Below are 24,992 nucleotides of genomic sequence, written 5' to 3'. Positions count from 1 at the left end.
TAATCATAGTAAAAAAAGTAAGGTCCTTTTATTTGAAATAACTACCTTTCCAAGTTGCTCAATTTTCCATGTGCAAGCATGAGCTGTCTTTTAGTCAATCGGTTAATCAGGTAACGATCATGGGAAACGATCAGCAATGTCCCCTTAAATTCTTCAAGAATAGTTTCAATGATCTCAATGCTCGAAAAATCCAAATGGTTCGTAGGCTCATCAAAAATAATAAAATTAACATGATGAGCCAATATCAGTGCCAGCTTCAAGCGTACCCTTTCACCACCGCTGAGATTTTGAAGCCTTTTTGCCATATCCTCAGCATCAAAACCAAATTTATGTAAATAACGCCGGGCCTGTTCCTCATGCATAGCTGCTTCATAACAAAAATGATTCAAAAGACGCTGTTTTTCATCATCAAAACGGATGATTTGCGGCAAATATCCGATATCAACATCATTTCCCAATCGAATACTCCCTTCATCCGCTTGCAGTTGTCCCATCAGAATACGTATCAATGTACTCTTGCCACTGCCATTACTTCCACACAAAGCAATTCTATCCTGCCAGTAAACAGAAAGATCAATATGTTCCAAAAGCATTTGATCACCATACCTTTTACATAAATCTTCAATGACCAAAACCTCTTTGCTGCTTCTTTGACATGCCGGCAAGGCAATCTTCATTTTCCGATTTGCATGCTTTGGATCTTGCAGTCTTTCAATCTGTGACAGCTTTTTTTCCAATTGCTTCGCCTTCTTATAAAAGCTTTCATTATCCCCTTCATACGCCCATTGGCGATAGCGCCGTATGGCATTCTTCAATTTCAAAATCTGCTTCTGCTGTTCTTCATAATCATGCTTCAGACGTTCAAAACGCAAAGCTTTTTCTTTTTTATAATCATCATAATTTCCCAAATACATTATCATTTCACCATGCTCGATCTCATAGATCTTCGATATCGTATGATTCAGGAAAAGACGGTCATGGGAAACGATGACCACTGTTTTTCGAAGCGAACTGATATATTTCTCCAGCCACTCGATTCCTGCCACATCTAAATGATTCGTCGGTTCATCCAACAATAATACATCCGATTCTTGGATAAGCAGGTAAGCTAAATTGACACGCATCTTCTCTCCACCGCTCAATACGTTATAATCATGGTCAATAAGATGGGCAATCCGTAGCCCCTGTGCCATCTGATCCACCTTGTAAAGCAGATCATAGCCGCCAGCCATCTCAAAACTTGCGCATAAATTGCCATATTTTTTCAATAAATCATCTAAAAGCAGGGCATTATCAGGATCGGAAATTTTCATTTCCATGCGATGCATCTGATCCTTCATTTCCAAAAGATCACGGTGGCTGCTCATCAAATAATCATGAACGCTTCCCTCATAATCTTTAAAATTCTGTTCCAAATAACTGATCTTTGTATGTTTTGTTATGATGATCTGACCTTGCTGATATTTCTCTTTTCCGGCCAATAGTTTAAGAAACGTACTTTTTCCACATCCGTTTTCTCCTACGATTCCTATATGTTCACCATCATTTATTTTTAACGTGATATCATCCAATAAGATATCATCACTATATTTTTTAGTTATTCCATTAATATGTATCGTCATTTACTTTCTCCTCCCATATGAAGCGGGAAAAAGAAAAAGTCCGGCAGAGCCGGACTCATATCATACATATGACAAAAGTGCAATTCTGCTTTATCTGTTTTCCCGCATTTTGGACGCACTCGTCCCATCAGAAAGAAAAACAGTGAAAACAATGGTACGACAAAAAGCATCCTGTTTCTTGATACGATCATAAATCTTTGTCATACCTAGCATTGTCCTTCGCCTCCTTTAATGTTATGCAGCCATAACATTCATCTTCATTATTTATACCATATCTTTCATTGACATGCAAGATTCATAGAATTTTCATTACCCGTTTATCTATACAACAAACGATACGATCAGCACATAAGCAATAAGCGTCACGATCATATAAAGTGAAAGGTAGGTTGATAAAAAGCTCTCATCCGTTTCATCCTTAAATAAGGGCTGTACTTGAAGCTGATTCGCAAAACCTGTCGGACATGAAAAATATACCAAAACAGCTATCATAAAATATCTATTTTCCATCAAATGAGGAAATAAGAAGAAAATACCCAAGACGATCATAACGCTTGTCACGATACGAATAAGAGATAATCGTAAGATAGGCATCAACATTGAAAATTTTAAGCTTAGCTCATACCCCATTGAAAATAAAATCAATCCTGTCAAAGAAACGGTTGCCATCGAAACCGTATCTGTATAAATCGTTAAGACATTGATTTTATCCAATAATGAATATACACCCATGAAGTTTAATATAAGACCGAAAACCAGTGCCAAGACAAAGGAATTTGTTAATATTTTCTTTATAATTTCTGATGAAGAAGCGTTTTTGGCTGACTCTTTTGATACAAGTATCGGAATCAGCACAAAGCCAATGATGATACCAGCCATATCAAAAGTAATCGTATTGATGGCATATCCCTCGCCTACGATTGATGTATATAGAGGCAAAGCTACACTGCCGCCTTCCACTGTCCATAACATATAGGGTACTATTTTGGAATAGCGTTCACTGATCCATTTGCTGCATAATTTACCTATCACAAAAGCAGCGCACCATGCCAATAATGCATATAAAATCACTAAAAACAATGATGGCTGGATATCAGAGGTAAAAATTGCATTAAATACGACGATAGGCAAAACAATACTGAATAATACCTTCTTTACCCCTTCTTTTTGATCAGGACTGATCCAATGATACCTTCTCGATAAAAATCCCAGTAAAAGCATAAAAAATACAGGGATTATAGTTTCCAACACTTTCATGACATACCTCCTTTTTAAATAATATGGGGTACCCTCACATCAGGAAACCCCATTGATTCATTCACAGACTATTTTTATAAATCTGTATCAGTTCTTCTTTGCTGAGCTTGTGATATCCGGCATCATTGATCGGCGTATTATCAGCTAACTCTTCGATCATATCCTCGCTGATGCCTACCTTTTTGATGCTCATCGCAACGCCTAATTCAATCATCCAATCTTTTAAACGATTTAAACCTTCCTCAGCAATTTGCTCATTTGTTTTATTGCCTGGATCAACACCCCAGACATTTACGGCAAACCGAGCAAATTTAGGCGGATAATATTTAGCCATCAAACGATAATATGGAATGGAAATACATGATAATGTCATCCCATGAGTAGCATCCGTAAAAGCAGCAATTGCCTGACCCATCATATGGACCTCCCAATCACCTGTTTTTCCCATCGCAATCAAATTATTCAAGGCCCATGTGGCCGCCCACATCAGATTCGAACGTGCTTCATAATTTGTAAGATCACCCTTAGCAACCTTTGCATTTCGAATTACCGATCGCATCAGACCTTCTGCGATATCATCTGATACATTATCATCTTCATTGGAAAAATATTGTTCCATGATATGTGACATAATATCAAAAGTACCGGAAGCAAACTGATAATAAGATACAGAATATGTATATTCCGGATTCATGATCGCAAACTTAGGATAGGCATCCTTTCCAAATTTGTAACCGATCTTTTGTTTCGTTTCATGATTGGTTATCGTACCATTATCATTCATTTCTGAACCAGTGCCCACCATCGTTAAGATACAGCCAACCGGAATCACTTGATTCGTACACTCTTCCCTTCCAATATAAAACTTCTCCCAAGGATCACCGTTACAGTAAGCACTGCCGGCAACGGCCTTAGCATAATCAATTACCGATCCGCCACCCACAGCCAACAGCAAATCCGTCTTATTCTCTTTGACAACTTCAATACCTTCATAAACCTTCTGAATCGTAGGATTCGGCATGACACCGCTTATCTCACTAATTGATTTACCCGCCTGTTTCAAAATTGCAACGACTTCATCATACAAACCTATTTTTTTAATAGAATTTTTGCCATAGACCAGAGTTACATTTTGTCCATAGTTTTTTAATTCCGGTAACAGATGTTGAATCGCTTCTTTACCAAAATATATTTTCGTTGGATTAAAATATTCAAAATTACCTAACATAATTGCTCCCTTCTATTCTAAATAGAGGATGATCTTCATATCATCATTTAAATTAATAGACATTAAAACCCAATTCCTTTAATTGCTTTTCATAACAATCCTGAACCTCATTAAATGACATATACTCCCTATGCTGATATGGTAATGAACCTTCATACCAAGGGCCGACGACTTCTGCCTGTCCAACTTTTTCAAAGCGTGGATAACCCAGAAAGCCTTTTGTTCCCCACTTGCCTGTCATATGAATTTCTTTTCCGGCAAAACGGAACACAATTTCTTTATAGATACAAGTAGAATCATTTAGATATGGGATGCGATAAAAGTCTGCTTCAACCTCAACTTCATCAGCATACACCGGCTCTTCACCTTCCAGATGATAATAGGCCCATACCTTTCCATCAGCAATGATATCAATGACAGCTTCTTCCATACGGCCATCTTCCCGGATACCGATCAATTCATTATTCATATTGACGCTGCCATATTCCATAGAAAAACCAACATTTTTTTCCTTTTGAATCGTATAAGAATGAGAGCATCGGCCAACACCATGAATAGGTTTTCCTTCAAATTCTCCTGTAAATTTTGCCGCCTGATAAATCACACATGCATTAGGCCATGCATTAAAATGATCGATAACTGCCATAGGATAATATTCAAAATTCAACTGTAATATATCCGATTCCTTAACAAACGCATGATCGGTATAATATACAATCTCCATCTTACCATCCAAGGAACTACATCCATAAGCCGGTGGATCATCTGCTATCTTATGATAAGGAACGATCGCATCGTTCTTGCACGGAGCAGCCAACTGATAGGTATACCCCCCTTTTTGATAATCCAAGGGTCCATCTCCCAATTTAGAAATACCCACGAATCTATTTTTGTCCGGATCTAAATGGCGATAATAAAAGTAAGGCTGATCATCTACAAAAAACTGGCAGAATACAGGATTTAACGATAAGGAGCAATATCCATCACGTTCATTATGAAAGACATCCGGTTCCATCTTTAGATAATCCTCTTTAAAGGATGTAAATTCTGTATAAGGCGGGTATGTGGCATTACTTTTAAATACGATCTTATTTGCCATTAGGAAAGATCATCCCCATTCGTTTTGATTACCTTCTGATACCAATAAAAGCTATCCTTTCTGAAACGATCAAACGAACCATTTCCATAATCATCTGAATCAACATAAACAAAGCCATATCTTTTCTTCATTTCACCTGTTCCTGCTGATGTCAGATCAATACAGCCCCACATCGTATAACCAATCAAATCAACACCATCTTCAATTGCATCGCTCATGGCTTTGATATGTTCACGAAGATAGGCAATTCGGTATGGATCATGCACCGTACCATCTTCTTCAAGCTTATCATAAGCACCGATACCATTTTCAACGACCATAATCGGGATATTATATCTTCCATATAATACATTTAATAAATAACGCAAGCCGGTAGGATCAATGGCCCAGCCCCAGTCATTGCTTTTCAGGTATGGATTTTTTACACCGCCTAACATACTTTCAGATTTCTGTACGGAATCATCTGAGGTTAATACTAATGTCTGATAATAGGATAATGAAAAGAAATCAACTGTACCCTCTTTTAAAATCTGTCTGTCTTCTTCTGTAATATCAAGCGTCACTCCGCGATCCTGCCAATATTTTTCGGCAAAGAACGGATATTCTCCACGCACCTGAACATCTCCGCAATAATAAGTATCTGATTGCCAGTTTCTTTCTGCTTTAAAAACATCCTCCGGATTACATGAATACGGATAGGCAGGATTCATTGCAATCATATTGCCAATCTTAAATTCAGGATTAATCTCATGACCAATTTTTACTGCCCATGCTCCGGCAACAAGCTGGTTATGAAGTCCCTGAAGACGAACCTGAGGATCATCGACCTGATGTACATAATCTTTGGTTCCTTCATTTCTGACACCTAATACGAGATAATTGCCAATTCCATTATCCCAAGTAGCAAGATTGATTTCATTAAATGTCAGCCAATATTTTACCTTGTCCTTATATCTTGTAAATACCGTCGTAGCAAAACGTTTGAAACAATCAATAGCTCTACGATCCGCAAAACCGTTAAATTCATTCGTCATTGCAAGCGGGATTTCATAATGAGATAAAGTTACCAGTGGTTCAATTCCATACTTGCGACATTCATCAAATACCGCATCATAGAATTTCAAACCTTCTTCATTTGGTTCACTTTCCATACCTGTCGGATAGATTCTTGTCCATGCAATCGACATTCTATATACTTTAAAACCCATTTCAGCCATCAGGGCAATATCTTCTTTATAATGATGATAGAAATCACTTGCAACTCGATTTGGATAATACAGGCCTTCTTCTGTATCCTTGGTTATTCTTCTCGGCTGGGTATGAGAACCATTGGAAAAGACATCATCAATGCTTAATCCTTTTCCACCTACATCATAAGCTCCCTCAAACTGATTAGCGGCAGTAGCACCGCCCCATAAAAAATCTTTTGGAAATTTTGACATTTTTCTTCTCCTCTTCTTTTTTATAACAAAGGGATATCTGATATTTATGAATCATAAGCAGGTATCCCTTAACAAGCTCTAAACCTTCATCAATAATTTCTTATTATGCTTCAGCCTTTTCAGCTGCGTTTTCCTTTTCAAGCAATTGTCTGTCATATGCCTGAACGAATGGCAGCCAGATCAGCGCATTAACAACGAGCATAACGATATGGCAGATCACAGCGGCTACAGGAGTCGTACTTGCTAAAGCTGAATTTAACAGCGGTGGTGTCGTCCAAGGAAGAACCAAACCACTGAATCTTCCAACCAAACCTGTGGCAATCGCAACATACCAGCATGTTACATTCCAGAAGGTCGACAAGACCATCGGAATGATCATCAATGGATTAAACATACAAGGAAAACCAAATAGAATTGGTTCACCGATACCAAAGATTGCCGGAATAAAGCCTACTTTGGAAACCTGTTTGATTTGTTTTGATTTACAGAAGAACAATCCTAACAGACAAGGAATCAATAAGGATGCCTGTCCTCCTGGATCCATGATCATATGAAATTCGAAATCGATGATATTCGGAAGTGCTTCACCTGCCTGCAAAGCAGATAAATTCTCAGCACTAGCTACTAACGTTAATGGTGAAACAATCCCCATGATCGTATTCGCATGCAAGCCCGGCCATAAGATTGCAGATGCTAAACAACAGATAATTACATAACCACCATACGATAAACCAATATTAGCTAGTGGAACTTGTAACATAGCATAAACAAATCCGGCAAAAGTTGCATAAGAAGTACTACTGAAAGCTGCATCGATCATACCTGCAATCACACATAAAATAATCGCAGGCACCAATACGGCAAAACCTTCTTCAACAAACTTCGGAACACTGTTTGGCATTTTTATCATCACATTATGTTTTACAAGAAATTTAACACCAGCAGGTACTAAACACCCTACTAACATTGCTGTGATCAAATTAGAGGTTCCCACCGCATTCGCACTGATATTTCCATCTGTCAATGGAGAAACAATGAAAAATATAGCTGCAGTAATAGGAATAGTTGCAATATTTTGTTTTAAATCAATTCTATTTCCATAAAAATATGACAATAAAAGAACTGTCCATAATGAATATGCTCCTGATGTTAAAGTATTAATTTTGGTCAAAACACTCACTAATTCGGGAACCGAATTGATCCATGATTGCCAGGGACCAATATCAATACTTAAGAACATCGTAGCAAATGAACCAATAATGATCAAAGGCATCGTTGCCTGCATTGTTTCAGCAATAGCAGCAATCACATTATTTGCCTGTAATTTTTCTCCGATTGGAACAAGCCATTTTGATATTCCATCTGTTAGTGAATCCAGAAAACCTTTCTTTTTTACATCTGTAGACATTTTTACCTCCTTTTCAAGCTTTCACTTCGTTTAAAATCAGATTCAAGACATTTTCCCCATTCATCATGCCATAGTCCAAAGGTTCAATGACAATGATCGGCGTCTTTTTATCATCTAACAATTTTACGATTACATCTTTTTGATAACGCAGCTGCGGTCCTAATAAGATTACATCTGCATTTCCAACAACATTTTTCGCATCAGCAATGGAATACGCATTAATGACCATTTCAATATTTCTTGTATCCGCAGCCTTCCTGATGTTTTCTGCAAGCATACCCGTGCTTGCTCCAAATTGACAAAGTAATACTACATTTAGCATTTTTTAATCTCCTCTTTTAATTCAACAAACAATTCAGCCATGGTGATCAAAGTTTCCGCTACTGATAAATGATTTGATGCATGTACTACTAAAAGATTGATTTTAAGATTCTCATCTCTAGCTCCCAAAGCAATCAGATCCGTATGGTATCGATGTGCTTTTAAGGCCGACTCTTTTGCTTTTTCCAATTTTTCGGCAGCTTCATTAAACTTGAATTCTCTGGCTAATCCCACGCACTCCATCGCCAAGCTTTGGGCGTCCCCTGCATACGCGATAATATTTGCGGCAATTTGATTGATATCCAAATCATTACCTCCTTTCTAACCAAGCTAGCTTTTCTTTACGCTTACATTGTACATATTTCCTCATAAATATTCTTTCCACGCATTTGCACAAGGGTGTGCAAATCAATGCATTTTTATAAAAATAAACATATACTATAATAACTATGTCAAAAGAGGTGCGATTAATATGGAAAAGAAGTATGAGATCTTAAAATACCTTCTCAATCAGACCACCCCTGTAAGCAGCAGCGTCATACAGGAAGTTTTTGGCATCTCCAGAAGAAGCATCATAAACTATACAAAGCAATTAAATGAAGAATTCGGAAATATCATAAAATCATCTAATTTGGGCTATGAGATCATCAACAAAGAAAAGGTTTCTACCATATTTAATGACATTTCAGACACTTCATTCTTTGACAGCTATGAAAAAAGAAGCAAATATATTCTAGAAAAGCTTCTTTTAAATAAAGAAGATGTAACCATTGAAGATTTTATGAATGATCTCTATATTTCTGAATCTACCTTTAATAAAGATTTAGCACGTTTACGAGCAGAATTGAAAAACAGTGATCTCTATATCAATACTAAAAACGGACGGCTTTTTATCGTAGGTGAAGTTAGAAAAAAACATAAATATCTTTTATCGTTACTTAATAAAGAATTGGAGGATTCGATGTTTTCAATCGTTTCTCTACAAAATTTCTTTGAAAAAGCAGATATTCAGAAAATAAGATCGGTCATCTTAAATAATTTAGAAAAAAATGATTATAAGCTTGATGACTACTCGATCCTAAACTATGTCCTTCATCTTGCCATTTGTATTGAAACAAGTCAAACGAACAATCCTATATCATTTTCCAGATCTGTCGATCTGCCTTTTGATACTCATTTTCAAAAGATCATCGTATCTATATATGAAGATCTGAAAAAGGAATATCCTGATTCTAACTTTACCTTGGATCAGATATTCGATGCTTCTGTTTTAATGTCGACACGGGCTACTTCGTCTAAAATGACAAATCTGACATTGGATGAAATTGATAATTATGTCGGTAAAGAAATTAAAGATTTGCTTATAACGATTATTCATAACGTATATAGCAATTACGGCATTGACCTTAATAACGATGATTTTATCGTAAGATTTGCTTTTCATATCAAAAATCTTCTGATTCGCCTTCATGAAAATATGCAAATCAGCTCAAACAACTTTATCAGCATAAAAAATGATTATCCGTTTCTTTATATGATTGCTGTTTACATATCTTCGCTCATATCACAAACAGCACATTGCGATTTACCCGAAAATGAAATATCTTATATTGCCCTTCATTTAGGTGTGCTTATGGAAACAGAAAGGCAGAACATTCAACATGTGAATTGTGAAATTGTTATTTACGATTATCATGATTTAGGTAAAAACATATTTGATAAGATATCTGCCAATGTGAATAATATTCATCTTACCGATATCGTATCTTCATATGAAGACATTGATGAATCAACCGATTTGATCCTAACTACTTTAGAAACAAATCCTGCTATTCACATCCGTCAGGTTCATATCAATGTCTTACCAACAAAAAAAGATATTGAAAATGTTGCTAATGCTGTAAGAAAAATTCAAGAAGAGCTTCAAGAAGAAGAATTTGCGAAAAAAATCAAACGATTCTTTAAAGAAGAACTAATGTTTTTCAATACAGATTTTTCATCCGGCAATCATGCCATCAGCTACATATGTGATGAAATGGAGAAGCTTGGTTATGTCAACTCTGATTTTAAAGAAGATATATACAGACATGAAAAAGAATTACCCACAGAATATAACAATATCGCCATTCCTCACCCTTTAAGTGACAGTGATGTTCATATCCATCAATCTGCCATTGCTGTCTGGATCAATAAGAAGCCCGTTAAATGGGTGAATAATGAAGTGAATTTTATATTCATGATTTCTCTTCGCTCAGAAGATCGATCGTTATTTTTAGATATTTTTAATGTTATTACAACTGCTATGACAAATAAAAAGATAACGGAAGAACTGCTTGATTGTAATAACTTTGCTGATTTTATACGTTTAATCTATAAATAAACGTTGTTTACATAAATAAAAACCCTGTAATATAGGATCACTTCCTAATTACAGGGTTCATTTTAAACATTTTTATTTTACATGAATTTCCATCCAATTGGTAATTTCTTCTAATCTTCTTAACCGATGCTCTGGTTTACCGCTTCTTGATAATTCATGGTTTTCACCTATAAATCCACAAATTCTCGTTTCAACACCTTTCCATTTAAGTGCTGAAAACAATTGAATGGCTTCTGGAAATGGGCAGCGATAATCTTCTGTTGATTGAATAAATAAGGTTGGCGTTACTGCATTTTCTACATATTTTAATGGCGAACGATCCCAGAACAATTCAATTGCTTCGGCATTCAAATCAATACCATTTTCATAAGTAGTATCATAAGAATAATCTGAGTAATAAAAATCAGCGACTCTGTTTGAAATAGAGCGTTGCGATACAGCCGCTTTAAATCGATCCGTATGCGTAATGATCCAATTCGTCATATATCCTCCATAAGAACCACCCGTCACACATAATCGATCCTTATCAATCTGTGGATAAACCTCAATCGCACGATCAACAAACATCATCAGATCATCATAGTCAGTGGCACCGTAATGCTTCAGATAATCTGCAAATTCATCACCCCTGCCATCAGAACAATGCGGATTACAAAAAATCACAAAATAACCTTTTGATGCCCATAGCTGCATTTCATGATAAAACACTTCACCATAAGCTGTCTTAGGCCCACCATGAATATCCAAGATCATCGGATATTTCTTATCAGGATCAAAATCAATCGGTTTTAATACCCATCCGCGGATTTCATGAAGATTAAAACAAGAGATTCTCTTTGGCCTTGCGATATATCTATCTTTCAGGACTTCTTCATTGATATTGGTTAACTGAATGACCTCATCCTTTTTCACTTGATAGATTTCCTGTAGTTTCATATCCTTCATAGCAATGATATACAAGCGATCATCAATAAAGGTAAAATCATCAACAGAACCTTCAAAGTTTGTCATATAAGTAAATTCTTTTCCATCAAAACGATTCAAAACAGACCGCTCATCAACAGTATTTAAAATGTATAAATCACCATTCAAGGTCAAACTGTTTTTACACTGGCCATAACGGCAATCACTGCCAATCGAATTATAAAACATCCATTCACTCTCATATACACATTTCAACTGGCCATCTTTAACTTCATAAAAAGACTTACCTGAAATACATGTTTTCTCAGAAGCCAAAGCATGTAATTTTCCTTTGATCATAACTATTTTACTAATAAATAATGATTCATTTTTATAAATACAAGATAACTCTTTTGTATGAATATCATATTGGTAAATGGAAGACCACATTTTCTTCATTGACTGATAATCATTCGCCAATAAAAAGATTTTTCCACCATCTATCAGAACTTGTTCCACATCCATTGTACATGGTGTAATTCTGGTGATTGAATGATCTTTCTTATCTATTAAGAATCCATTGTTACGACTTCCATTAATGAATCCGGCCCCATTATAGAAAAACGGATATTCATCAAGCACAAGATAATCCTTATTCTTTTCTTTTTGTGCATGATAAGCTTTCTTGGCATCTTCATCCATGAGATGATAGTCAGGACAATCCACAAAACTTGTCGCCGTAACGAAATAATACTGATCTGTATAGCCATGCATTTCCTGAATCATTAGCGGTAACTCACATTCTTCTGTAAGTCCTTGATCATAACAAAACACTTTTGTTTCATAAAAACCTTCACTTTGTCCTTTTAAAATCATTAATGCATCATCAACCACTGCATATCTCACTCTTTTATCTTCAAGTAAAATATGATCTTCTTTCGTTATGGGATCAAAATGATGAAGACGTTGTGTATAATCATTATTTCCGATATCGGCCAAGGTATCGATATAGATCAGCTTATCCTGATAAGTATTTAATCCTGATAAATAACGATACTTTAACATTAAATCAAGCTCAATTGGTTTCATATGACATCCTCCTATCTATATTATTTATTTAGTTATTTTACTCTTACATTTGATTGAATGTCAATTATCGTTTAATATCATAAGTATTTTTAAAAAATCTCAAATCCTTATTGTCATTTTACTTAGGTAGGACTATAATTCCATTAACCATTGAAACATAAAAAGGAGGAAAGTAAAATGTTAAGCAAAAGAAGAGAAAAATGTCTTCAGGCCATCAGGCAAAGTGGATTAGATGGTGTCTTATATGCTTTAGGGCCTAATTTTCAATATCTTTCAGAATCACATCATTGTTTGTGGCAAAGAAATGCCATGAATACATTTGCTCCTATTTCCGGAGCTTCCATCATGCCAGAAGCTTTGATTTATGTAAATAAAGAAGGAAAATCAACGATTCTGACGATTCCTAAGCACAAAGATACGATGAATACCTTATTAAATGATGTTGTTGTCAGTTATATGGATCAATTTGAAGATGAATTAACTCATATCATCGATGGTAAGAATATTGGTATTGGAAAAGACTGTGATCAGTGGATCAAAGAAACCCTTTCTCATATCGATGAAACGATTACTACAGTTGATACGGATACGTTATTTGAAGATATTCGCCGGATCAAAGATGAGTATGAAATCGCTCATATGAAGAAGCTGGCACAATTTACGGATGAAGCTGTAATGTACGTATGTAAACATCTAAAACCCGGAATGACCATGTTTGAAGCTGAACGGATGATTGTCGATTATGGTTTACAGCACGGAATACAGGATTTGTCTTTCTCTCCTACTTGTGGCTTTAAGACAAGAAATACGGCCAATGCGCAAGAAATTGAGCCTTTTGAAAATGAACGAAAACTCGTTGATGGCACCATGATTGCATTTGATATTGGATATATGGATCAGGGATATTGCTCCGATTGGGGTCGAACCGTGTATTATGGAAAAGCTCCAGAATTAGTAAAGAACGGTTACCACGCTTTACAAGAAGCTCAGGTTTATATGGTTTCTAAAATCATACCGGGAGTGACACGTTTTGGTGATTTATATGGTTATATCTGTGATAAAGCGGAAGAATTAGGATATTATCAATACTTACGTTTTAAACGGGAAGAAGAGGGTGGCAATGGTCATCATATAGGAACAGAAACTCATGAAATGCCATGGTTAAAAAATAATGTAGATCTGATTTTACAGCCGGGAATGATTTTCTGTTCAGAGCCAAAGATGTTCTTTAAAAATGAAGGTTATATGCGTGTAGAAGATATGATCCTAGTTACGGAAGATGGCGCTGAATTCCTTACCAATTTCCCGCGTGATTTATTTGAAATTGATTTTTCAAAAAATCTATAAACAAATCATAAAGGCTTTGCACTAGATGATGAAAGACTAAAAGGAAACGGTGGTGGTAATTACTGGAAAGAGCTTTTTGGATCGCATTCGTGATATTCGTTTATCTGAGAAGATGCTTTATCGCCAAGTTCTTGATTTGTATGCTGCCAGTGTGATAACTTAACGCTTAATGTACTAGTATCAATTTATTTTGATAATATGCATAATATGTCTGTTCCTAAAAATTTATGATCGGGTAAAGACTTTATATACAACATTTTGAAATGCATTCAAGGCCCCAAATACCTTCTAAATAAGGACTTAGGGCCTTTCTACATCTTTAAAACTGTTGAACACACCTTTGATCAATCTTGGAAATGCTGAGAGAAGATTTGCTGGAAAGCGGGATTCCTGAAGACCATATTATCAGTATGCACTATACATCTGAAGATTTTGATGATGAATGGCGCTCCCTATCTGTAGAAGCGGTTTACAGCTATCTGACCTGGTTAGAAAAAGCATTTATCATCTGTCGCTGTCGGCGATATGATTTGCAGGGAAAATCCGTATTAAAAACACAAGAAAAATTTTATCTGGCGGATGATTCTCTGAAATATCGTATTATGGGATTTAACCCAAAATCAATCGACGAAAAGGGTATGATGTTAATATTGGAAAAAATAGAACAAAAGAGATTGATTTTTATGCAATACAACGAGATGAGCATATTTATGTACAGGTATGTCGTGAACTGCCAGAGGAATCAGATCGAGAAATTGTAAATCTTCTTGAAATATCAACGATATAAAAATCATGTATTTAACGGATTTCCTGCTGAGTAATGGTTATTGAATATAATTTTGTATGAAATTTGTATGAAAATTATAAAAAAACATAAAAAAACTGCCTTATTTTAGGCAGTATTTTTACATATGGTGCCGACGAAGGGACTTGAACCCCCGACCTACGCGTTACGAGTGCGTTGCACTACCAACTGTGCTACGTCGGCATAGCACTAGTATTCTATCACTTTTTTTGATTATCTGCAATGCTTAACTTTCACATGAAGCGGAATTTCTTTATTTTTTAACTCAAACAGCTCACTGACACTTACAACCTCAAACCCTTCTCTCTGCATTCTCTTCAATATTTCTTCCGTTGCTTCGATCGTAGAAGTATATCCATCATGCATGATAATGATATCACCATCTTCGATATGCATAAAAACATTGTCTTGAATACTCGCTGCATTTCTAATCTCCCAATCTCTGGAATCAACGCTCCACATAATGAAAGGCACATCAAACTCTTCCAAGATATCCTTATTGATATCCCCATAAGGAGGACGTACCAGCATATCTCCCTGCTGCCCGCTTAAAAATTTCAATAAGCTTTCATTTCCATAGATCTGCCGTTCTCTCTCTTCTTGGCTTGCTTTTGTCAGCCAGATATGATCCAAGGTATGATTACCAATTTCATTGCCCTGTTCATAAATGCTTTTCACCAATTCTTTATTTTCATTGGCATGATTCCCGTTAATAAAAAATGTCGCCGAAGCGTCATATTTATTCAACAGATCGATCAATGCCTGTGTCGTAAGCTGACTGGGTCCATCATCATATGTCAATCCCACATATTTCTTTTCTGTAAAGACAGGCTGAGTTGCAGGCTCACGATAGAAAAGCACACATATAAAGATCAAGATACAAGCCATTCCTAAATTAAATATCTTCTGCTGCAGCTTTTTCATTTTTCACCTGTTACAGTATATGAAAAAAGAGAATCATAAATCCTCTTTTGTCGTAATTTTTATATTGGTATATGCACCCAAAACCACATGCACCTTCGTATTGCTTAATCTTTCAACTACACTGGCATCATCACTAAATACATCTTGCCCATGGATGGCTTTTTTCAAGCACCCGCAAATTAAATCTCTTTTAAAGCATTGTGGCGTTAACGCTGCCATCAATGTTGAACGTTCGGGAGTATGATCGACAATATCGTGATCAACCACCTTGATCGTATCCTTGACAGGAACCATCAATAAAGCAGCATCATAGTTTTCCATGGCTTCCTTGCAACGCTTCAGCTCATCCTGTGAAACATATGGACGGGCACCGTCATGAATCATGACCACTTCTTCATGAGCAGCACTGACCCCATGATAGGAGCTTTCCTGACGGGTAGCTCCCCCATAGACAAAGTGAACCCGATCTTTAAAGAGTCTTTTCATATCATCCTCATCATTTTTAGATATGACTAAGATGATTTCATTACAGGATGCATCCTGTTCAAAGACCTTGACCGTTTTTTCAATAATCGTTTCCTCATCCATTTTATATAACAGCTTATTATAGCCAAGACCTACCCTTGTTCCTGACCCTGCTGCCAGTATCACTGCACTGTATCTCATGAATACCACCCATATTCATTTTACCATATTTCACTTATTTATCCAGTTTTAATTCACTGATAAGACATTCACTGTGATGAAGTCCGACACTTGCCGGTCCTTTGATGATCTCTCCGGTCAGAGAAAAGCGTGAACCATGACACGGACAATCCCAGCATTTATCATGCTCATTGAATTTAAGCGTACAGCCTAGATGTGGACATAACGTATCCACGATATAGAGCTTATCGTCCTGACGATAGATTCCATATGGATGACGGTCTAACTGAAAACTGACGGCCTGATGATTGTCCGGTATCATAAGCTTGGAATCATGCATCTTTGATTCAATCAGACTTTTTAAAACCTGATAGTTTTCTGTAATAAAATTCTTACTGAAAACAAGACTCTTTCTCTTCAAAGAAAACAATTCCCTTCTCTTTGTCATCTCATCCTTCAAAATATCCTTGACAGTCAGAGATGCGACATAAGCATTTGTATTTCCCCATTTATTAAAACCTGTGATCACAATAAAATCATCACATCGATCAACGATCGGCAGATAATCCGTCACCTGATAATCCTGTGAGCTCCATGTGCTCAATAATCGGTGATTGGGATACTCTAATACCAGATCACGTTTAAAGCTTTGCCATTTGATATTGGAATCATCACTTAAAGCATGATCATAGCCTCCGATAAGCATGAAGTTTTTCATATCGTTTTTCGTCTTTGTGATTTCATCTTCACTTAATATCATTAAATTCTTTTTATCTGATGGCTTCAAAGCCGCAAGATAACTCTGTTTAGGCGCTGTCATCGTATAAAAAAACTTAAACTGAAAGGGCATGACCTGGGTAGCAAGGATACAGTGCTGGAAGCGTATCGTATGATCCTTGGTCTTAACCACATGATCATGGATATGCATCATCGGTGTTCTTTCATAAATTTCACAGATTAAACGCGAAGCTAATTGAATACAAAACTGATAAGGATCGAAGCTTGCCTGTTTCAAAAACTTAGCTCCGTAACGGATCCCTTCGATTTCATTTTCTCTGACAATTTCATAAGGAATCGAACATGTATCATAAGCTTTGATCTCATCTGCAATCTTTTTGGTCATATAAACAGATTTACAACCGACAACAGCTTCCTTTTCAGAATATTCACAGTCAATGTCATATTTCTCAATAATTCCTTTTATCTCCAAGATCGCCTTATCATTTTCCTGATAATAAAGCCTTGTCTTCTCTTCACCATGAATCTTAAGTATTTCCTGATAATTCAATCCATGCTGACTGGTGATCTTACCAGTATTTCTGCCGCTTGCCCCACTGGCAATCTCATCACTTTCAATGATGACAATATGCTCAAACATATCCTGCAGCTGATAAGCACACAATAGTCCGCTCATACCTGCTCCAACGATCAATACATCACATTCCAGATTTCGATTTAATTTCTTGATTCCTGTTTCTCTGTTTTTGATCCATTCACTTTTCATAAGGCACCTCATTCATAGGGTGCCCTCTTTTCATAAAAATATCATCACTTTACGACAACACGCCAATACTCCTGTGAAGCTGGCATGTTTTTGGATCTTTATTTCATATAATAAAGTGGCTATTGCCTATAAAGGAGAACACAATGAAATATGTTTGTGGTTATATTTATGATGAAGTCATAGGAGATATTGAAAATAATCTTGCGCCTGATACAAAATGGGAGGCGTTGGACGATGAGTGGGTATGTCCTATATGTATGGCAGATAAAGAACAGTTTTCAGTTTATATTGAATAAGGATGTTTTCTTTTGTTGATTATGATAAAATATTTTTGTAATTAACGGAGGCTTTATGGCAGAAGAAATTTATATTAAAAAAATAGAAGATATCATTGGGGTCGTGCTTGATCAAAAATATGATGTCCGCATCGATCGGCATCGTTCCTCATTTCTATACCGAGGGTTACCGAATGATTCCTTTACATTGACAACAAGCATTGAAAGAAACTGCAAAGAAAAGTGGACGGATTTAGAAAAACCTATTCTGAGAAACTTTACAAAATATGCTGCGATGCATATGCCGGATCTAAAGGATTCGGTATGGAAGCAGTTGATCATCGGACAGCATCACGGTTTACCTACCCGTTTATTAGACTGGACGTATTCACCTTTGATTGCGATGCATTTTGCGACAAGTGGCGAACACCTTCATGAGATGGATGAGCATAATGGTCTTATCTGGAAAATTGATATCGAGGAATTGAATTTGCTTCTTCCTCAGAAATATCAGGAAGCTTTAAATCGTGAAAAGGCATATTTATTTACCACGGACATGATGCGCAATGTCGTCCATGATCTGGAAAGCTATGACAAAGATATGTCAGATCAGTCCATGGTCTTTCTGGAACCTCCTTCTTTTGATGAACGTATCATCAATCAATATTCCTATTTTTCAGTAGTTCCTAAGAATATTGGCTGTATTGAAGATTTTTTAGATAAATATACACATAAAACAGTAAAATATATCATTGATAAAGATTTAAGATGGGAAATCAGGGATATGTTAGATCGTCTCAACATCAATGAACGTATCATCTTTCCTGATCTTGATGGTTTATCAAACTGGTTAAAACGTCATTATTTTGTGAAAGAATCACGCTAATCAAAAATACGCATAAGGAAGACACTTCGCAAAGAGGCTGTCTTCCTTTGACTTTTATAACCAGTGAATGAGCCGTGATTACATAAGCTATAATAACGATGATGAAGCTGCAAAGGCATCAATTGTATAATAATTCTTGCAGATGTGAACATTCAGAGTCAGGAATTTTAATAATCTTTACTCTATAATGGACATACACAGAAAGGAGGGAAATCATGGATTGGCTAACCGGAATACAAAATGCGCTTAACTATATTAAAAAAGCGCTTATGCGCTTAATTTACTTCATCTGGATAAAGCATCATTCTCTTATAAATCATATATGAGATTGCTGCCGCTATAAATTCAGTGATCCAGAAAGCATGCCATACTCCTTCTGCTCCAAAGATCAGGCTTAATACAAAAGCAACAGGAATAATGATGAATACATATCGCAGTGATGAAATCACCAGTGATGGCACTCCCTGTCCCAAACCTTCTAAAGCACCGCTGATAATGACCGATACCGAGGAAATAATAAATCCAATGCTGATATAGCGTAAAGCAATGCTGCCGGAAGCAATCGTGGAAGCATTCGTAGAGAACAATCCGATCAGTTTATCCGGAATTAGCCAGCATAACAGGGTTCCCACGCTCATGATGATGATACTTAAGCTTAGAGATACCAAGACAATTTTCTTGACGCGGGCATATTCTTTTGCACCGAAATTATAGCCTACGATCGGACGCATTCCCTGCACGATACCGTTGGTCGTAAGATACAGGAAGGTTTGCAGTTTATAATAAACACCTAAAACAAGCACATATGTATCAGAAAAATTAGCAAGGATGCTATTTAAAGCGGAAATCAGCAGAGAAGGTAATGCAAGGTTAAAAATTGCCGGAATTCCTACCCCATACATTTTTTTCGTGATTTCCTTATCGAAAGTATCTTTTTTCAAGGTAAGATGTATCTGAAAATGATAAAAACGATAACATATGATGTAAATAACCAGACCTAAGCTTTGCCCGATACCGGTCGCCCAGGCAGCCCCTCAATGCCCATGGCAGGAATGAATTTCCAGCCAAAGATAAAGAGCGGATCAAGAATGATGTTAGCTACACAGCCGGAAAGCATGCAAACCATCGTGATCATCATTTTACCTTCTGCCTGATATACTTTTTCCATTGACATTGAAATCGCAATGACAATCGCAAAGCTAAAAGCGATTCGTGAATAACGGATACCCATATCTATGATCTGGGCATCAGAAGTAAAGAAATTTAGAAAAAACGGCATCACTACGATACAGCCAATCGTCAGCAAGACACCATGAAGTGCATTATAAATCACACTTTGAGTTGCCGCAGCATCAGCCTTTTGATAATTTTGTGCCCCTAAATGATATGCAATAACTGCATTTGCCCCAATAGAAAAACCTATCGTTACTGCATTGATCAGATTCTGAATCGGGAATACGAGTGAAAGAGCTGTCATGGCATTTTCACTTATCTGTGCAACATAATAGCTGTCAACGATATTATAGAGAGATGATACCAGCATGGATATGATCATTGGAAAGGACATCGACAGTACTAAAGGAAGTACCGGTTTTGTTTTCATAAATGTTTTCTGCATGTTCTACCTCCTGACAAAAAAAATAAAGCTATATCTGCCTTGTTTATCTCATCCACAAGGAAATCTATAGCTTTCGCACGAAAGATTCTAACATGTAAGCCTTCTTTTGTCAACGAAATAAGAAACAAAAATGCCTTGCAAATAGCTGCAAAGCATCTCTATATTTATTTATTAAAGCTAAATTCAAATACGGCACTTGGATCATCATAGTTTTCATTTGAAACCCATAAAACTGTTTTTTCAGTCAGATTATAAACAACGCTATGAACGGTACATCCGTTACCATCATCATTATCCCATGTTCTTCTGCCGACCATTGCTAAGATATCCATCGCACCATATGCATCTTCAACGATTCCATTTGTCTTATTTAACTCTTCATAGATCTTATCATAGCGGTCAACACCCTTTTTATCTTCCACAGGTGAATGATCATAATAACCCGGCTGAATGATAAAGTTGGTAATTACCTGATAATCCGTACTGCCTTCCAGCTCCCCGATATGGGCATCATCATCGTTATAAGTCACCACAAGCTCACGTGCTGAACCATCATTATCACTGGCATCATCACTGCCGACCCACTCTAAGATTGCACTGCGCCCACTGGCATCCGCAACCATATAATGATAGGACGTATTTGCTGAATCATGAAGATCATAGGACTGCGCTATTTCGATTGCCTCATCAAGATCATCTGCGTAATCTAAAATCAACCGGATCAATGTTGTTGAAGTAAAATCAGGTTTATCCGTATTTTGATTCGTAGGGACTGTCTTTTCACCACTTCCCTGATATGTCATATAAATACCAACACTTACACCGGCATCATTCATGCCATCCAGCGGAGCATAAGGAGCCGCTAATGTTGTGATCTTATTCATGAATCCATTGATATTCTGATTCACATCAATTCCTAAAAACTGTAAATCGACAGTAGAAATCGTTGCATGACGTCCTTCACTTGCCTCTGTAAAGACAATCATCGTATTCGTCTTAGAAAAATCATAATTTCTCGCAAACAGCGCATCTCCATTATTTCCCGTTGCAGTAAAGGATGCACAACCGATATCTGACTCACTGATATTCATCGGAATCAAACCCTTGGTGATCTTATTCGTCACAAATTCGATCAGTTCGCTGTCACTGCTTACACCGCCTTGGGCAACAAAGTCATCCAGATAAAATCCACCCTTTACATGCATTGCATATACGGCTCCGTCATCATGTTCATCATTTCTGTCACGCAGCATTTCAATGCTCATGAATGTAGCAATCTCATTATGCCAAACGGCATACACCCCGATACCTGTACCGGCAATCAAGACTACCAGAATAATGGCAAGACTTACTAGAATTTTTTTGATATTCAATTTCTTATTGTTTTTCATTTTCTGTTTCAATGATCTTATCATCTATATCCATAAATCGTTACGCTATGTATCATGTTTCGTATGGGTTTAAAAACAATTACAAATTCTGTAAAGATAAATGAATACAAACGAGATGATCACATGCTCCTTTCAGTTGAGATGTTGAAAACTCAACTTCTGTATTATATACAAAAGATGTTGAATAATCAACATCTTTTTTTAAATAATCATATTCCTACCTTTAACCCTACATTTCTATATATTAAAACCCGATGGCTAATTACCATCGGGAAAATGTATATTTACATCTTTATTATTCGGGTCGCAATATCTTGCGCAAAGATCTCATCATGTGTCACAACAAGAACACCCATACCATCTTTTGCCAGCTCCTGAATAATGATTTTCACATCTTCAATACTTTCTTTATCTAATGCACAAAGGCCTTTGGAAAACGATCAATCTATTTATCTGTAAAATGCTATCAGTTATTAAATCGTATAAAAGAAACAAAGCCATTAAGTGATGATGCTAAAAGAATTTATGATGAATTTTCTAAATTTGAATGTGCTGATAAAAACGAGATTAAGAAAAGGCTTAATATGGATACAAAATCCTTCAATAAAGCTTTTGATTTTCTCTTAGAAAATTTATATATCACAGCTTATGCAGGAAAAAAACTAAATGCAAACTGGTATTCTTATCTCTATTGTACAAAAGAAAACTTCAACAAGAAAATCAATGGTTTACATTTTAATGGCAACTGTAAAGAAGAGCTTTGGAATATCGTAAAAAAGACAATGGATCAAGCTTCTTTTGATATCCTTTGTAAATGATACCTTTTTGTTAAATATTATGATTCCATCTCCTTCTCTATCCATGCCATGAGCAAATTCACAATTTGAGCCTGCTGTCTTTCAGTAAGCTCTTTTCCTTTAGGGACCCGATACCATTTCTCCAAACATCCACGGCAACAACAAGCACAGGCATGCTGAGCGATAAATACAGGATGTCCACGCATCGGTGTCTGCTTACCATCATTTTTAGACATTGCCAAAGCAAGCCTCTCTCTTATGAAAGCTTCACAATGAGTACGTATTACATCCATTCCTTTATCACGAACATATTCTTTATCTTTTGAAGATAAATGAAATTTTGCTCTGAATGCAGATTGATTTAATCTTGCAAATGTTTCTTCAATCGTTGGCATAGGATTCACCTCTCTACTATTTTAGCACTTCTTTTCATTCTTTCAATAAGACATAACTTTTATAAAATTATCTGTTTATTACAAGCTTTACCCTAAAATTCTCATTCACAAAAAAAGAGATATTCATAAATGATGAATATCTCATACTGATTTTTAGTGATAGATCGTTATGAATTAAGAAAGCTTTTTCTTAGCATTTAGACTTAACATCATACCGATGGATACTAACAGCAGCATCATCCATAACGATATATTACTGTAATCATCTGTTTTCGGTGATTGACTCACATCATTTTGATCTTTTTGTTCCTGTCCTAATTTAGCAATCGTTTCAGTTTTAGTTGCACCACATTTAGTACAGGTATAGGTCATAATTCCCTCAGCATCCACAGTTGCTTTTTGAGTAACCGTACCATCATCCCATACATGACCGTTTGCTGTTATTTCTTGTGTCTGTTCAGTATGACAGATGTCACATGTACGTTTTTGTAATCCGTTTTCTGTACAAGTTGCTTCTTTGACTGTCTGCCATTCACCATAACTATGTTCATCTCCGTCAATAGCATGGAAAACTAAGTGGTTATATTCCCCGGTTGGAGAATTTACATAATCTTCTGCAACAGTACCTTTATATCCAATGATGCATGCACCATCCAAAATAGGCGTTCCCTGTATAGTGGTAACAGATCTTGGCACCCATACATATTTTAAGCTTGGGCAAGCATTTAAAAAAGTAAACGGAATGGTATCTACTCCTTCTTCTATGTACACATACGTCAGATTGTCACATCCGTAGAATTGTGCATTGGCCCCTTCCCATCTTGAACCTGCCGGAATCGTAACTGACACAAGATTATCACAATTATAAAATACATCTGAATACCATAATACATTTTCAGGAAGCCTTATTTCCGTAAAGCCAGCTCCGCCAAAAGCAACATTTTTAACTTCTTCCAGTCCGTCATTGAGATATACCTCTGTAAGCGTTGGATTATCAGCAAAGGCAGACAGTCCTATAACTTTTACTGTTGATGACATGGTTACTTTCTGCAATTGACTGTAATTCACACCATTGTAGGAAGAAAAAGCGATGGCAGGTATTTCCGTAACTCCTTCTGCCACAACGATTTCTTTGATCTGTTCAGCATAAGGTGCCCATTCATAAGGCTGCCCTTCAACATAAGGAATATCCTCTGTCAAAGTAAAGACACCTGCATCATCGAGCGTCCATCCATTTCCACTGGCAACTTCAGCTGCAAATACAGTCGTAGTACCATTAGGGAAAAACAGCAAACCTAACGTAAAGATAATGGCAAGACCCATTAACTTTATCTTACCAAAAGTTTTTTTCATATGATTCCTCTCTTTCTTATTCTTTATGATCCCAGTTTTCAGTAGTGAAATTCACTCACATCTATTTTCTCTCACAATTAATGAGAGTCAATATCAGATGTATATCCGTTATTTTCATTTCGATCAGCTTTGGTTCCCTCAATTTCTTTTGAAAACCAGCTTGCTTTACAGCATTACATTAGAACAACGATCCTTAAGCCAACTTAAAAATTTCTCCATCACCTCTCTGGTATTCTTTAGGGCTTAATCTTGAAGCATGCTATGAATTTACTCACGATACTTAGAGATTATTTCTATCGTTCA

The 24,992-nt window shown here is 36.4% G+C and carries 25 protein-coding genes and 1 tRNA gene; 7 read left to right on the top strand and 19 right to left on the bottom strand.

Translation table 11 applies throughout. The features are described from left to right. Positions 1 to 41: 41 nt before the first annotated feature. The 9 genes from abc-f to ACZYT3_RS01805 form a co-directional block, all read right to left on the bottom strand. Positions 42 to 1,622 carry a ribosomal protection-like ABC-F family protein gene (gene abc-f / locus ACZYT3_RS01845; RefSeq protein ID WP_464087475.1) on the bottom strand — a complete coding sequence of 527 codons (1,581 nt, stop codon included), beginning with the start codon at positions 1,620 to 1,622 and terminating at the stop codon, positions 42 to 44. A 90-nt stretch (positions 1,623 to 1,712) separates the two neighbouring features. Next, the gene (locus ACZYT3_RS01840) at positions 1,713 to 1,835 is read right to left on the bottom strand and encodes a hypothetical protein (RefSeq protein ID WP_464087474.1); all 123 of its coding nucleotides are present in this window, start codon (positions 1,833 to 1,835) and stop codon (positions 1,713 to 1,715) included. A 108-nt stretch (positions 1,836 to 1,943) separates the two neighbouring features. Beyond that, positions 1,944 to 2,879 carry an AEC family transporter gene (locus ACZYT3_RS01835; protein ID WP_294561208.1) on the bottom strand — a complete coding sequence of 312 codons (936 nt, stop codon included), beginning with the start codon at positions 2,877 to 2,879 and terminating at the stop codon, positions 1,944 to 1,946. 61 nt (positions 2,880 to 2,940) lie between these two features. Continuing rightward, complete coding sequence (locus ACZYT3_RS01830) at positions 2,941 to 4,107, bottom strand: iron-containing alcohol dehydrogenase (RefSeq protein ID WP_464087473.1); 1,167 nt, start codon at positions 4,105 to 4,107, stop codon at positions 2,941 to 2,943. 52 nt (positions 4,108 to 4,159) lie between these two features. Further along, positions 4,160 to 5,206, bottom strand: a complete 1,047-nt coding sequence (locus ACZYT3_RS01825) for a hypothetical protein (RefSeq protein ID WP_071442307.1) — start codon at positions 5,204 to 5,206, stop codon at positions 4,160 to 4,162. Continuing rightward, positions 5,206 to 6,648, bottom strand: a complete 1,443-nt coding sequence (locus ACZYT3_RS01820) for a glycoside hydrolase family 1 protein (RefSeq protein WP_294561384.1) — start codon at positions 6,646 to 6,648, stop codon at positions 5,206 to 5,208. The genes ACZYT3_RS01825 and ACZYT3_RS01820 overlap by 1 nt, the downstream gene beginning before the upstream one ends. Positions 6,649 to 6,751: 103 nt before the next feature. After that, positions 6,752 to 8,056 carry a PTS sugar transporter subunit IIC gene (locus tag ACZYT3_RS01815; protein ID WP_464087472.1) on the bottom strand — a complete coding sequence of 435 codons (1,305 nt, stop codon included), beginning with the start codon at positions 8,054 to 8,056 and terminating at the stop codon, positions 6,752 to 6,754. A gap of 13 nt (positions 8,057 to 8,069) precedes the next feature. Next, the gene (locus ACZYT3_RS01810) at positions 8,070 to 8,378 is read right to left on the bottom strand and encodes a PTS sugar transporter subunit IIB (protein WP_071442304.1); all 309 of its coding nucleotides are present in this window, start codon (positions 8,376 to 8,378) and stop codon (positions 8,070 to 8,072) included. Continuing rightward, positions 8,372 to 8,683 carry a PTS lactose/cellobiose transporter subunit IIA gene (locus ACZYT3_RS01805; protein ID WP_071442303.1) on the bottom strand — a complete coding sequence of 104 codons (312 nt, stop codon included), beginning with the start codon at positions 8,681 to 8,683 and terminating at the stop codon, positions 8,372 to 8,374. The genes ACZYT3_RS01810 and ACZYT3_RS01805 overlap by 7 nt, the downstream gene beginning before the upstream one ends. 166 nt (positions 8,684 to 8,849) lie before the next feature. On the opposite strand from ACZYT3_RS01805, the gene ACZYT3_RS01800 reads away from it, so the two are divergent. After that, entirely contained in the window at positions 8,850 to 10,757 is a 1,908-nt protein-coding gene (locus tag ACZYT3_RS01800; protein WP_464087471.1) for a BglG family transcription antiterminator, read from the top strand. Positions 10,758 to 10,829: 72 nt separating this feature from the next. Here the strand turns inward: ACZYT3_RS01800 and ACZYT3_RS01795 are convergent, their stop codons facing one another. Then, positions 10,830 to 12,749, bottom strand: coding sequence for an alpha/beta hydrolase family protein (locus ACZYT3_RS01795; RefSeq protein WP_464087470.1), 1,920 nt, complete (start codon positions 12,747 to 12,749; stop codon positions 10,830 to 10,832). 177 nt (positions 12,750 to 12,926) lie between these two features. Here ACZYT3_RS01795 and ACZYT3_RS01790 point away from each other — a divergent pair, with 177 nt between their 5' ends. The 3 genes from ACZYT3_RS01790 (at position 12,927) to ACZYT3_RS01780 (ending at position 14,857) form a co-directional block, all read left to right on the top strand. Continuing rightward, a complete protein-coding gene (locus ACZYT3_RS01790) occupies positions 12,927 to 14,096 on the top strand; it encodes a M24 family metallopeptidase (RefSeq protein WP_464087469.1) in 1,170 nt (389 codons plus the stop codon). Positions 14,097 to 14,145: 49 nt separating this feature from the next. Then, a complete protein-coding gene (gene rhuM / locus ACZYT3_RS01785) occupies positions 14,146 to 14,259 on the top strand; it encodes a RhuM family protein (protein ID WP_464087468.1) in 114 nt (37 codons plus the stop codon). A gap of 193 nt (positions 14,260 to 14,452) precedes the next feature. After that, positions 14,453 to 14,857 (top strand): hypothetical protein, encoded by a 405-nt coding sequence (locus ACZYT3_RS01780; RefSeq protein ID WP_464087467.1) that lies wholly within the window; start codon positions 14,453 to 14,455, stop codon positions 14,855 to 14,857. Between the two features lie 151 nt (positions 14,858 to 15,008). On the opposite strand, the gene ACZYT3_RS01775 is transcribed toward ACZYT3_RS01780, so the two are convergent. The 4 genes from ACZYT3_RS01775 to ACZYT3_RS01760 form a co-directional block, all read right to left on the bottom strand. Further along, positions 15,009 to 15,084: transfer RNA gene (locus ACZYT3_RS01775), tRNA-Thr, on the bottom strand. A gap of 30 nt (positions 15,085 to 15,114) precedes the next feature. Then, entirely contained in the window at positions 15,115 to 15,825 is a 711-nt protein-coding gene (locus ACZYT3_RS01770; RefSeq protein WP_464087466.1) for a polysaccharide deacetylase family protein, read from the bottom strand. Positions 15,826 to 15,858: 33 nt separating this feature from the next. Beyond that, positions 15,859 to 16,491, bottom strand: a complete 633-nt coding sequence (gene ispD / locus ACZYT3_RS01765; RefSeq protein WP_294562231.1) for a 2-C-methyl-D-erythritol 4-phosphate cytidylyltransferase — start codon at positions 16,489 to 16,491, stop codon at positions 15,859 to 15,861. Positions 16,492 to 16,525: 34 nt separating this feature from the next. Then, the gene (locus ACZYT3_RS01760) at positions 16,526 to 17,974 is read right to left on the bottom strand and encodes an FAD-dependent oxidoreductase (RefSeq protein WP_464087465.1); all 1,449 of its coding nucleotides are present in this window, start codon (positions 17,972 to 17,974) and stop codon (positions 16,526 to 16,528) included. Positions 17,975 to 18,117: 143 nt separating this feature from the next. Here ACZYT3_RS01760 and ACZYT3_RS01755 point away from each other — a divergent pair, with 143 nt between their 5' ends. Together ACZYT3_RS01755 and ACZYT3_RS01750 are read left to right on the top strand one after the other, a co-directional pair. After that, positions 18,118 to 18,270 (top strand): rubredoxin, encoded by a 153-nt coding sequence (locus tag ACZYT3_RS01755; RefSeq protein WP_464087464.1) that lies wholly within the window; start codon positions 18,118 to 18,120, stop codon positions 18,268 to 18,270. Positions 18,271 to 18,325: 55 nt separating this feature from the next. Then, a complete protein-coding gene (locus ACZYT3_RS01750; RefSeq protein WP_294562235.1) occupies positions 18,326 to 19,135 on the top strand; it encodes an FRG domain-containing protein in 810 nt (269 codons plus the stop codon). Positions 19,136 to 19,410: 275 nt separating this feature from the next. On the opposite strand, the gene ACZYT3_RS01745 is transcribed toward ACZYT3_RS01750, so the two are convergent. From ACZYT3_RS01745 to ACZYT3_RS01735, 3 genes are all read right to left on the bottom strand, one after another. Continuing rightward, complete coding sequence (locus ACZYT3_RS01745; protein ID WP_464087463.1) at positions 19,411 to 20,037, bottom strand: MATE family efflux transporter; 627 nt, start codon at positions 20,035 to 20,037, stop codon at positions 19,411 to 19,413. Between the two features lie 95 nt (positions 20,038 to 20,132). Next, positions 20,133 to 20,753: an MATE family efflux transporter gene (locus ACZYT3_RS01740; RefSeq protein WP_464087462.1), complete on the bottom strand. Its 621-nt coding sequence runs from the start codon at positions 20,751 to 20,753 to the stop codon at positions 20,133 to 20,135. Between the two features lie 164 nt (positions 20,754 to 20,917). Further along, a complete protein-coding gene (locus ACZYT3_RS01735) occupies positions 20,918 to 22,156 on the bottom strand; it encodes a carcinine hydrolase/isopenicillin-N N-acyltransferase family protein (RefSeq protein WP_464087461.1) in 1,239 nt (412 codons plus the stop codon). A gap of 431 nt (positions 22,157 to 22,587) precedes the next feature. On the opposite strand from ACZYT3_RS01735, the gene ACZYT3_RS01730 reads away from it, so the two are divergent. Next, positions 22,588 to 22,962 carry an AlkZ-related protein gene (locus tag ACZYT3_RS01730; protein ID WP_464087499.1) on the top strand — a complete coding sequence of 125 codons (375 nt, stop codon included), beginning with the start codon at positions 22,588 to 22,590 and terminating at the stop codon, positions 22,960 to 22,962. 17 nt (positions 22,963 to 22,979) lie between these two features. On the opposite strand, the gene ACZYT3_RS01725 is transcribed toward ACZYT3_RS01730, so the two are convergent. Continuing rightward, positions 22,980 to 23,336 (bottom strand): DUF4186 domain-containing protein, encoded by a 357-nt coding sequence (locus tag ACZYT3_RS01725; RefSeq protein ID WP_464087460.1) that lies wholly within the window; start codon positions 23,334 to 23,336, stop codon positions 22,980 to 22,982. Between the two features lie 174 nt (positions 23,337 to 23,510). Next, positions 23,511 to 24,689, bottom strand: a complete 1,179-nt coding sequence (locus ACZYT3_RS01720; RefSeq protein WP_464087459.1) for a leucine-rich repeat domain-containing protein — start codon at positions 24,687 to 24,689, stop codon at positions 23,511 to 23,513. Positions 24,690 to 24,992: the final 303 nt, after the last annotated feature.

This window comes from Traorella sp. mt218 (assembly GCF_055420025.1).
The sequence above is the reverse complement of the archived record's forward strand: the minus strand, read 5'-3'. Positions and strand labels throughout refer to the sequence as shown.

Excerpts from the sequence above, each read along its gene's own strand:
- abc-f (WP_464087475.1), bottom strand. The coding sequence starts at position 1,622 with ATGACGATACATATTAATGGAATAACTAAAAAATATAGTGATGATATC.
- ACZYT3_RS01840 (WP_464087474.1), bottom strand. The coding sequence starts at position 1,835 with ATGCTAGGTATGACAAAGATTTATGATCGTATCAAGAAACAGGATGCT.
- ACZYT3_RS01835 (WP_294561208.1), bottom strand. The coding sequence starts at position 2,879 with ATGAAAGTGTTGGAAACTATAATCCCTGTATTTTTTATGCTTTTACTG.
- ACZYT3_RS01830 (WP_464087473.1), bottom strand. The coding sequence starts at position 4,107 with ATGTTAGGTAATTTTGAATATTTTAATCCAACGAAAATATATTTTGGT.
- ACZYT3_RS01825 (WP_071442307.1), bottom strand. The coding sequence starts at position 5,206 with ATGGCAAATAAGATCGTATTTAAAAGTAATGCCACATACCCGCCTTAT.
- ACZYT3_RS01820 (WP_294561384.1), bottom strand. The coding sequence starts at position 6,648 with ATGTCAAAATTTCCAAAAGATTTTTTATGGGGCGGTGCTACTGCCGCT.
- ACZYT3_RS01815 (WP_464087472.1), bottom strand. The coding sequence starts at position 8,056 with ATGTCTACAGATGTAAAAAAGAAAGGTTTTCTGGATTCACTAACAGAT.
- ACZYT3_RS01810 (WP_071442304.1), bottom strand. The coding sequence starts at position 8,378 with ATGCTAAATGTAGTATTACTTTGTCAATTTGGAGCAAGCACGGGTATG.
- ACZYT3_RS01800 (WP_464087471.1), top strand. The coding sequence starts at position 8,850 with ATGGAAAAGAAGTATGAGATCTTAAAATACCTTCTCAATCAGACCACC.
- ACZYT3_RS01795 (WP_464087470.1), bottom strand. The coding sequence starts at position 12,749 with ATGAAACCAATTGAGCTTGATTTAATGTTAAAGTATCGTTATTTATCA.
- ACZYT3_RS01790 (WP_464087469.1), top strand. The coding sequence starts at position 12,927 with ATGTTAAGCAAAAGAAGAGAAAAATGTCTTCAGGCCATCAGGCAAAGT.
- ACZYT3_RS01780 (WP_464087467.1), top strand. The coding sequence starts at position 14,453 with ATGCTGAGAGAAGATTTGCTGGAAAGCGGGATTCCTGAAGACCATATT.
- ACZYT3_RS01770 (WP_464087466.1), bottom strand. The coding sequence starts at position 15,825 with ATGAAAAAGCTGCAGCAGAAGATATTTAATTTAGGAATGGCTTGTATC.
- ispD (WP_294562231.1), bottom strand. The coding sequence starts at position 16,491 with ATGAGATACAGTGCAGTGATACTGGCAGCAGGGTCAGGAACAAGGGTA.
- ACZYT3_RS01760 (WP_464087465.1), bottom strand. The coding sequence starts at position 17,974 with ATGAAAAGTGAATGGATCAAAAACAGAGAAACAGGAATCAAGAAATTA.
- ACZYT3_RS01755 (WP_464087464.1), top strand. The coding sequence starts at position 18,118 with ATGAAATATGTTTGTGGTTATATTTATGATGAAGTCATAGGAGATATT.
- ACZYT3_RS01750 (WP_294562235.1), top strand. The coding sequence starts at position 18,326 with ATGGCAGAAGAAATTTATATTAAAAAAATAGAAGATATCATTGGGGTC.
- ACZYT3_RS01745 (WP_464087463.1), bottom strand. The coding sequence starts at position 20,037 with ATGTATGGGGTAGGAATTCCGGCAATTTTTAACCTTGCATTACCTTCT.
- ACZYT3_RS01740 (WP_464087462.1), bottom strand. The coding sequence starts at position 20,753 with ATGCAGAAAACATTTATGAAAACAAAACCGGTACTTCCTTTAGTACTG.
- ACZYT3_RS01725 (WP_464087460.1), bottom strand. The coding sequence starts at position 23,336 with ATGCCAACGATTGAAGAAACATTTGCAAGATTAAATCAATCTGCATTC.
- ACZYT3_RS01720 (WP_464087459.1), bottom strand. The coding sequence starts at position 24,689 with ATGAAAAAAACTTTTGGTAAGATAAAGTTAATGGGTCTTGCCATTATC.